The sequence below is a fragment of the Olsenella uli genome (genome assembly GCF_901212655.1).
In the GTDB taxonomy this organism is placed as follows: Bacteria; Actinomycetota; Coriobacteriia; order Coriobacteriales; family Atopobiaceae; genus Parolsenella; species Parolsenella uli_A.
In genome coordinates this window covers 21791-29232 of record NZ_CAAKON010000015.1, presented here as the reverse complement: position 1 = coordinate 29232, position 7442 = coordinate 21791, and the positions used below count along the sequence as shown (strand labels likewise).

The window sequence follows — 7442 nt, the reverse complement described above, 5'->3', positions numbered from 1 at the left end:
CGGGACGCACACATCTTGCGCCGGGGGCCCCGGGGGGGCCGCGAGGGGAACGTGCGATGCACGTCCACCACAAAGGAAGGAGCGGACGCCGCGCACCCGGCGTCCGCCCCAGACCCGACGCGGCATCGCGCGCCGGATTCCCCGTTGCCGCCAATCGCCGCTCTTCCGCCAGCCGCGCCCTCGGCCAAGCCGCCCTACCCCAGCGGCGAGCATGCGAGCTCGGAGCCCGCCGCCAGCAAGGCGTCCCGGTCCGCGGGGCTTGGCGCCTCCGCGTACACGCGAGCCACGGAAAACGAGCGCGAGGGCCTCACCATCAGCCAAGAACCGTTTTCGAACCTCAGCATCACGCCGCCCGGATGGCTTACCTCCCGCGGTCGCATGCCTGCGACCTCCGGCGGATTGACCCCCGGGAGCGCGTTCCTCAGAACCTGCACGGCCCCGGAGCCCAGGCGTACGTCACGTCTTCCATACTCCATATGGCCAAGCTCAGCGTCCAGCTCGCTCACCAGTTGAGAGAGCGGCTTGTTGGCCCTTGCCACTATCTCGCATAGCAGCGCGGCGACGGCAATGGCGTCGCGCTCAAGGTCAATCGCCGGGATGCAGATACCACCGAGCGCGTCGCCGGCACAGGCAACGTCACCGGCAGCCATCTCCTCCCTTAGCCAAAGATAGCCGGCAGAGGTTACCGTAAGGGGCATGCCAAGGCGCTCCGCCTGCCTGCGCACAACCGTTGACACGAAGATGGGCGCCACCATGCGCCCTCTAATGCCTCGAACACGAACCAGATGTTCCATGATGAGGGCGAGCATGAGGTGTGGCGTCACTGGCCTCCCCCGCTCGTCGATGAGGGCAATCCTGTCGGCAGCCCCGTCGATGGAGATGCCGAAGCTCGCGCCATGCTCAGGAACGGCCTGCTCGCATTCGTCAATCCATGGCTCCGCGGCCTCAGGATGAATGCCACCGAAGTCGGGGTCTCCCTCACCGCGCACTTCAACGACCTGCACGCCGACCTTCGCGAGAACATCGGCGGCATGCCCGCGGCCGGCGCCATACATGGCGTCGCACACAACGGTCGGGGAGGCAGAGCGTATCGCCTCCACATCTATAAACGAAGCGATCGCAGCCTTGAAAGGGCCCACGATATCCGCAAGCTCAAATGTTCCCCGCTCGACAGGCGTCTCAGCCGGGATGTTCGCCTCCAACTCGTCTGCATCAGCAGAGGACGCGGGAGAACCGTCGGCCATGCGAATACGAGCGCCCACATAGTCGGCCGAGCGACTGTCTGCGGTGAGCATGAGGGCCGCCAAGCCATCGGGGTCATTTCGAACGGCCCCGCATACCGCCGCCGTTGGACAGTAGGTTTCCGAAAGTCGAGCGTGCACGCCTTGTCCGGCGATCACGCCCGCCACCTCCTGCGCCAGCTCGCACGACAGCCCACGCGTGTCATAGCCCACGTAGATCGCGCCCCCGGCCCCGGCATCGCGACCCCTTGCCGTCCGAGCAAGCCCGGCAGCAATTCTGAGGATGTTGTCACGTGGATTGCCCTCGTCGACGCGGCTTACCCAGGCGTCCCCTGCGAAGTTGATGACGCTCATCGCGCTCATTCCTCTCAAAACAAAGGCGGCACCGTGGACTTCGCAGTCCCACGGTGCCGCCTGTCAACGTTCAGTAGTGGGCCCCGCCCATTACCTCATACCCTATTGGCGAATCTCATCCAGCACAGACCCGAGAGACTCAAGAAACGCTTCACGCGTCGTCGGGTCCTCAAGCGCGGCCCGGGCATTGACGCCGGCCCAGGCTGCGGGCGTACCCGTGTCACGTCCCTCGTCGGCATCAACGACGAGCGCATACATCTCCTCATCGGCAAGCAGGCGCACGAGGGCGTCGGTCAGCTGAATCTCATTGCCCGCGCCAGGTGCCTGGGTTGCAAGCAGCTCCATTACGCGGGGAGAGAGCAGGTAGCGGCCAACGATGAACAGACGGCTGGGAGCATCCTCGGGAGCCGGCTTCTCAACAAGACCGGAGACGCGCCATACGGCACCCGGCTGCTCCTCATCTTCGCCAGAGACGCACTCGCCCGCGATGATTCCGTAACGAGACACCTGATCCTCAGGCACAGCCGCGACGGCAATGACAGAGGCACCGTTGTGCTCGTCGGACACGGCCTTCATGCGACGGCACATGTCCATGCCCGGCACGTAGTAGTCGCCAAGCAGCACAAGAAAGTGGTCCTGGCCCACAGCCGAGGACGCCTGGAGCACGGCATGACCCAGGCCAAGAGGCTCGTCCTGATACACGAAGGAGACCGGAAGCTCGCTCGTCTCGCGGACGGCAGCAGCCTGACTTTGCTTGCCGCGCTGCTCGAGCTCCTGCTCGAGGGGCAGATCGCGAGAGAAGTGATGCTCGATGCCCGGCTTCTCATGAGAGTTGACGATCACCACGCGGTCGACGGACTCGACGGCAAGGGCCTCTTCAACCACGCGCTGAATGACGGGCTTTCCCAGAACGGGAAGCAGCTCCTTGGGGGTAGCCTTCGTCGCGGGTAGGAAGCGAGTGCCGAGACCAGCGGCGGGAATGACAGCTTTCACGATGCTCCGTTCTATTGGGATACCGGGAACCGGAGTTTCTCAGGTGGCCCCCGCATACTGCTGTGATGCATGGTAGCGCCGTGAGCCCATGGGCCCGCGTCTTACATAGAAAGCCCAGCCGGGCCCCTACTACTCGCTGTCGACCTTAATGCCCTGGCGACCGAGGTAGTCCATGAGACGATTCGTGGTATCGGCAGACAAGGCGTGCTCCATGAGGCAGGCCTCCTCGTTTGCAACGTCGCGCTCCACGCCCAACTCCTGCGTGAGGAAGGCACGAAGCATGCGATGGCGGCGCCAGACCTCGGCAGCATAGACGCGGCCGGTCTCCGTGAGCTCAACGCGCCCATAGCGCGTCTGTTCCACGAAGCCGCCCTCCTTGAGCGCGGTCAGCGCCTTGTTGACGCTCGCCTTGGAAACGCCAAGCTGCTCGGAGACGTCGACGGAGCGCACCGAGTCCTCCCCAGGGTGCTCGCACATGATTCGATAGATGGCCTCGAGGTAATCCTCACCGGCGCTCGTAAGCGCATGGCCCTCGTTCTTCGTCCTCATCGGACCAAACCTCCTCTGCCAAGTTGGCACGGCAGCGATGCCCATGCCCTCATCGGGTTCCTAGTCATCGGCCTCGTCATCGGGAACCGTAACGCGCGAGACGTCTGCGCCGAGGCCGCGGAGCTTCTTGACGAAGCCCTCGTAACCGCGCTCGATATGGAAGATGTTGGAGACCGTGGTCTCGCCCTCTGCCACCAGGCCCGCAAGAACAAGCGATGCGCCGCCACGAAGCTCGGGCGACTTCACCTGCGCGCCAGACAGGGACTCAACGCCCCGCACGATGGCATGATGGCCCTCGATGCGAATGTCGGCGCCCATGCGCGCGATTTCGCCGGCGAACATGAAACGGTTCTCAAAGACGTTCTCAGTCACGATGCACTGGCCCTCGGACAGGGAGAGCAGAGCCATGGCCTGCGCCTGCATGTCCGTGGGGAAGCCCGGATACGGCAGCGTCTGAATGTCGACCGCCTTAGTCCTGGCCTCGCGCCATGCGGTGCAGCCATCCTCCTCGCGACGAATGCCCACGCCCATCTGCTCGAACTTCTTCAGCACGAGCCCGAGGTGATCGGGGTTGAAGCCGCGCACGCGCACGGGACCACCGGCAAGGGCGCCGGCAACGAGGAACGTGCCGGCCTCGATGCGGTCACCAACGACGCGGTGCTCCACCGGATGGAGCTCCCCCACGCCCTCGATCTCGATGAGCGGCGAACCGGCACCGCGAATCTTGGCTCCCATCTCGTTGAGCATGTTGGCGAGGTCCACGATTTCGGGCTCACGGGCCGCATTGTCGATGGTCGTTGTTCCCTTTGCGTGCACGGAGGCCATCATCAGGTTCTCCGTGGCGCCAACGCTCGCAAACTCGAGCGTCACCGAAGTGCCGATAACGCCGTGTGGCGCCGAGGCGTGTATGTTGCCATGCGTGACCTGGAAGTCGACGCCAAGCGCCTCGAGACCCAGGATGTGCAGGTCAATCTTGCGAGCTCCGATGTTGCAGCCGCCCGGCATGGCCACGACGGCCTTGCCAAAGCGGGCGAGCAGCGGGCCGAGCACGGCGGTGGAGGCGCGCATCTTGGCAACGAGCTCGTAGGGGGTCTCCCACTTGTCCACATTGGACGTGTCGATGACGAGCGTGTGCTCGTCAGTGACCTGAATGGTGGCGCCAAGGCGCTTGAGCACCTTACCCATTACGTGCACGTCGGAGATGTTGGGCACGTTGTAGAGCGTCGTTACGCCCGGGGCCATGATCGTGGCGGCCATCAGCTTGAGTGCCGAGTTCTTTGCACCCTCCACCGTAACCTCGCCAGAGATGGGAAGGCCTCCCTCGACCCTAATGACGTCCATGTACTCCTCCAAGCCGGATCCTGTCCAGCGCCAGACGGGCGCCCCGAAGGGCGCCCGTCAACGGTATGCCAATATTTAATTGTAGACGATGGTGCTACCTGGCTCCCGCACCAGCCGCTTCCTTCTCGCTTTCGCGCACGAGAAGGTCGCACCAGGCAATCTTCTCCTCGTAGTACGCACGGCGATGATCGTCTGCGGGAAGCGCGTTGAGCTTGGCTTCCGTAGCCCCCCTCGTCTTGCTCACCACATCAACCTCGATGTCGTCGATGCGGCGCGCATGGGTTGCCAAAACGATGAGGACGTCGTTGGCAACCTCTGCGTAGCCGCCCATGATGACCACGCGAAGCTGCTGCGGGCCGTCCGTACCCTCGGGGCGGTTGATGCGCATCACGCCGTCGCCCAGGGCGCACACCTCGGCCCCGTGCTTGGGGAAAACGCCAAGCTCGCCCGTACGAGCGGCGAGGACCACGCTCGTGGCCTCACCCTCGTACAGGAGCTTGTCGGGGCGGACGATTTGGCAGGTAAGCGTATCCATGCCTACTTCGCCGCCTTGGCCTCGCCGGCAAGCTTGGCAGCCTTCTCGCGCACATCGTCGATGGTGCCGGCGTAGCGGAAGCACTGCTCGGGCAGGTCGTCGCACTCGCCGTCAACGATGGCGGCAAAGGAGCGAACCGTGTCCTCGACCTTGATGTAGACGCCCTTGTTGCCGGTGAAGCGCTCGGCCACGTGGAACGACTGTGACAGGAACTGCTGCAGCTTTCGGGCGCGGGACACCGTGAGGCGCTGCTCCTCGGAAAGCTCGTCGACGCCCAGGATGGCGATGATGTCCTGCAGGTCGGAGTACTCCTGCAGCGTCTCCTGGACCTTCATGGCCACGCGGTAGTGCTCCTCGCCAACGACCGAGGGGTCGAGGGCGTCGGAGGAGGAAGCAAGCGGGTCGATGGCCGGGTACAGGCCAAGGCTCGCGATGCTGCGGGAAAGAACCGTGGTGGCATCGAGGTGCGTGAAGGTGGTCGCAGGCGCCGGGTCCGTAAGGTCGTCCGCGGGCACGTAGACGGCCTGGACCGAGGTAATCGAGCCCTCCTTGGTGGAGGTGATGCGCTCCTGCAGGTCGCCCATCTCGGTTGCCAGCGTGGGCTGGTAGCCAACGGCGGACGGCATGCGACCGAGCAGGGCGGAAACCTCGGAGCCAGCCTGTGAGAAACGGAAGATGTTGTCGATGAACAGCAGCACGTCCTGGCCCTGGTCGCGGAAGTACTCCGCGGTGGTGAGGCCGGCGAGGCCCACGCGCATACGGGCTCCAGGCGGCTCGTTCATCTGACCGTAGACCAGGCAGGTCTTGTCAATGACACCAGACTCGCTCATCTCGAGATACATGTCGGTGCCCTCACGCGTACGTTCGCCAACGCCCGTGAAGACGGAGGTGCCGTTGTGCTCCATGGCGAGGTTGTTGATGAGCTCCTGAATCAGAACGGTCTTACCGACGCCGGCGCCGCCAAACAGGCCCGTCTTGCCGCCGCGGATGTAAGGCTCGAGCAGGTCGATGGCCTTGATGCCCGTCTCGAAGACCTCGGTGGTGGTGGTGAGGTCGGAGAAGGACGGGGCGGGACGGTGAATCGGATAGAGTTCCATGCCATCCGGCATAGGCTTGCCGTCGACGGGCTTGCCCAGCACGTTCCAGACGCGGCCAACGGTCTGGGGACCGACGGGCATCATCATGGGCTCGCCGGTGTCCTGGACCTTGATGCCGCGCTGCAGGCCATCGGTGGAGGCCATGGCAACCGTACGGACAACGCCGCCCGGCAGCTGGCTCTCGACCTCCAGGATGTTCTCTAGGTGGCCGACCGGGGTGTCGGCCTCGACGGTGAGCGCCGTGTAGATTGGCGGCACGGAGCCATCGAAGCGGACGTCAACGACCGGGCCCACGATGCGCACGATGGTGCCGTAGCCGACACTCTCGTGCTTGTAGGGCACCTTGGCGGGAGAGGCCGCCGGGGTCGCCTCAGTCGGCTGCGTGGTGTTCTCAGCCATTAGTTGTCCTCCAATGCGGACGCTCCGCCAATGATCTCATTGAGCTCCGTGGTGATGGAGCCCTGGCGGATGCGGTTGTACGAGCGGTTCAGCGTGGTGATGGCCTCGTTTGCATTGTCCGTTGCCGCCTTCATGGCACGACGGCGAGCGCCATGCTCGGCAGCCGCGGAATCGAGCAGCGCGTGGAAGATGACCGTCTGGATGTAGGCGGGCATCAGGTAGCCAAGCACCTTGGCCGGCGAGGGATCGAAGCGGAACTCCGTATACTCCTTGGCCTCAACGCGCTCGACGCTGGTCTTCGTACGCGGGGCGGCAGGCATGGTCATGTCGATTTGCCTGTCCTCGTCGGCAACCGGCAGGAGCTGCTCGTCAACGACGTCTTGCTGGACACGATTTCGGGCGTGGTTGTAGCAGATCTCCACGCGGTCGAAGGTTCCAGCCGTGTAGCCGTCGATGACGTACGAGGCGACCTGCATTGCCTCGTCATGCGTCGGCTCGGCCGAGATTCCCGTGAAGGAAAGCGCCGGCGCTATCCCACGATAACGGAAGTAGTCCGTCGGCTTGGTGCCGCAGGTAATCACCTCGGCACGCTTGCCCTTGGCGCGAAGCTCCCGCAGACGACGCTCAACGCTGCGCTGCAGCGTGATGTTGAAGCCGCCGGCAAGGCCACGGTCGGAGGCGATGAGGATGAAGAGCACCCCTTCCTCCGTCTTGTGGTTCTGAAGCAGCGGCTGGTCGGCCGCACGAGGGTCCGAGCTGGCAACGGCCGACAGCATACGCTTGATGGCGTCCTTGTACGGGGCGGCATCGCTCGCGCGCTGAAGGGCCTCGCCCACCCGCGCCGTGGAGACCATCTCCATGGTGCGGGTGATCTGCCTCGTGCTCTCGATCGAGTCTATGCGACGGCTGAGCTCCCTGAGATTCGACATCGCT

At 64.5% G+C, this 7442-nt stretch carries 7 protein-coding genes; all 7 read right to left on the bottom strand.

The genetic code is table 11. From position 1 onward, the window contains the following. Window positions 1-194: 194 nt before the first annotated feature. The 7 genes from EFAMC2_RS02500 to atpG all read right to left on the bottom strand — a co-directional run bounded on the left by EFAMC2_RS02500 (window position 195) and on the right by atpG (window position 7438). Window positions 195-1595 (bottom strand): phosphoglucomutase, encoded by a 1401-nt coding sequence (locus EFAMC2_RS02500; RefSeq protein WP_187325104.1) that lies wholly within the window; start codon window positions 1593-1595, stop codon window positions 195-197. Between the two features lie 102 nt (window positions 1596-1697). Beyond that, window positions 1698-2588 carry a UTP--glucose-1-phosphate uridylyltransferase gene (locus tag EFAMC2_RS02495; protein ID WP_154026680.1) on the bottom strand — a complete coding sequence of 297 codons (891 nt, stop codon included), beginning with the start codon at window positions 2586-2588 and terminating at the stop codon, window positions 1698-1700. A 129-nt stretch (window positions 2589-2717) separates the two neighbouring features. Next, complete coding sequence (locus EFAMC2_RS02490) at window positions 2718-3137, bottom strand: metal-dependent transcriptional regulator (protein ID WP_154026678.1); 420 nt, start codon at window positions 3135-3137, stop codon at window positions 2718-2720. A 60-nt stretch (window positions 3138-3197) separates the two neighbouring features. Further along, complete coding sequence (gene murA / locus EFAMC2_RS02485; protein ID WP_154026676.1) at window positions 3198-4478, bottom strand: UDP-N-acetylglucosamine 1-carboxyvinyltransferase; 1281 nt, start codon at window positions 4476-4478, stop codon at window positions 3198-3200. Between the two features lie 94 nt (window positions 4479-4572). Continuing rightward, window positions 4573-5013: an ATP synthase F1 subunit epsilon gene (gene atpC / locus EFAMC2_RS02480; RefSeq protein WP_154026674.1), complete on the bottom strand. Its 441-nt coding sequence runs from the start codon at window positions 5011-5013 to the stop codon at window positions 4573-4575. A gap of 2 nt (window positions 5014-5015) precedes the next feature. Beyond that, on the bottom strand, window positions 5016-6509 hold the full coding sequence (atpD, locus tag EFAMC2_RS02475) for a F0F1 ATP synthase subunit beta (RefSeq protein WP_154026672.1): 1494 nt from the start codon (window positions 6507-6509) through the stop codon (window positions 5016-5018). Beyond that, the gene (gene atpG / locus EFAMC2_RS02470; RefSeq protein WP_154026670.1) at window positions 6509-7438 is read right to left on the bottom strand and encodes an ATP synthase F1 subunit gamma; all 930 of its coding nucleotides are present in this window, start codon (window positions 7436-7438) and stop codon (window positions 6509-6511) included. The genes atpD and atpG overlap by 1 nt, the downstream gene beginning before the upstream one ends. Window positions 7439-7442: the final 4 nt, after the last annotated feature.

Coding starts and splice junctions, on each gene's coding strand:
- EFAMC2_RS02500 (WP_187325104.1), bottom strand. CDS start 1,595: ATGAGCGTCATCAACTTCGCAGGGGACGCCTGGGTAAGCCGCGTCGAC.
- EFAMC2_RS02490 (WP_154026678.1), bottom strand. CDS start 3,137: ATGAGGACGAAGAACGAGGGCCATGCGCTTACGAGCGCCGGTGAGGAT.
- murA (WP_154026676.1), bottom strand. CDS start 4,478: ATGGACGTCATTAGGGTCGAGGGAGGCCTTCCCATCTCTGGCGAGGTT.
- atpC (WP_154026674.1), bottom strand. CDS start 5,013: ATGGATACGCTTACCTGCCAAATCGTCCGCCCCGACAAGCTCCTGTAC.
- atpD (WP_154026672.1), bottom strand. CDS start 6,509: ATGGCTGAGAACACCACGCAGCCGACTGAGGCGACCCCGGCGGCCTCT.
- atpG (WP_154026670.1), bottom strand. CDS start 7,438: ATGTCGAATCTCAGGGAGCTCAGCCGTCGCATAGACTCGATCGAGAGC.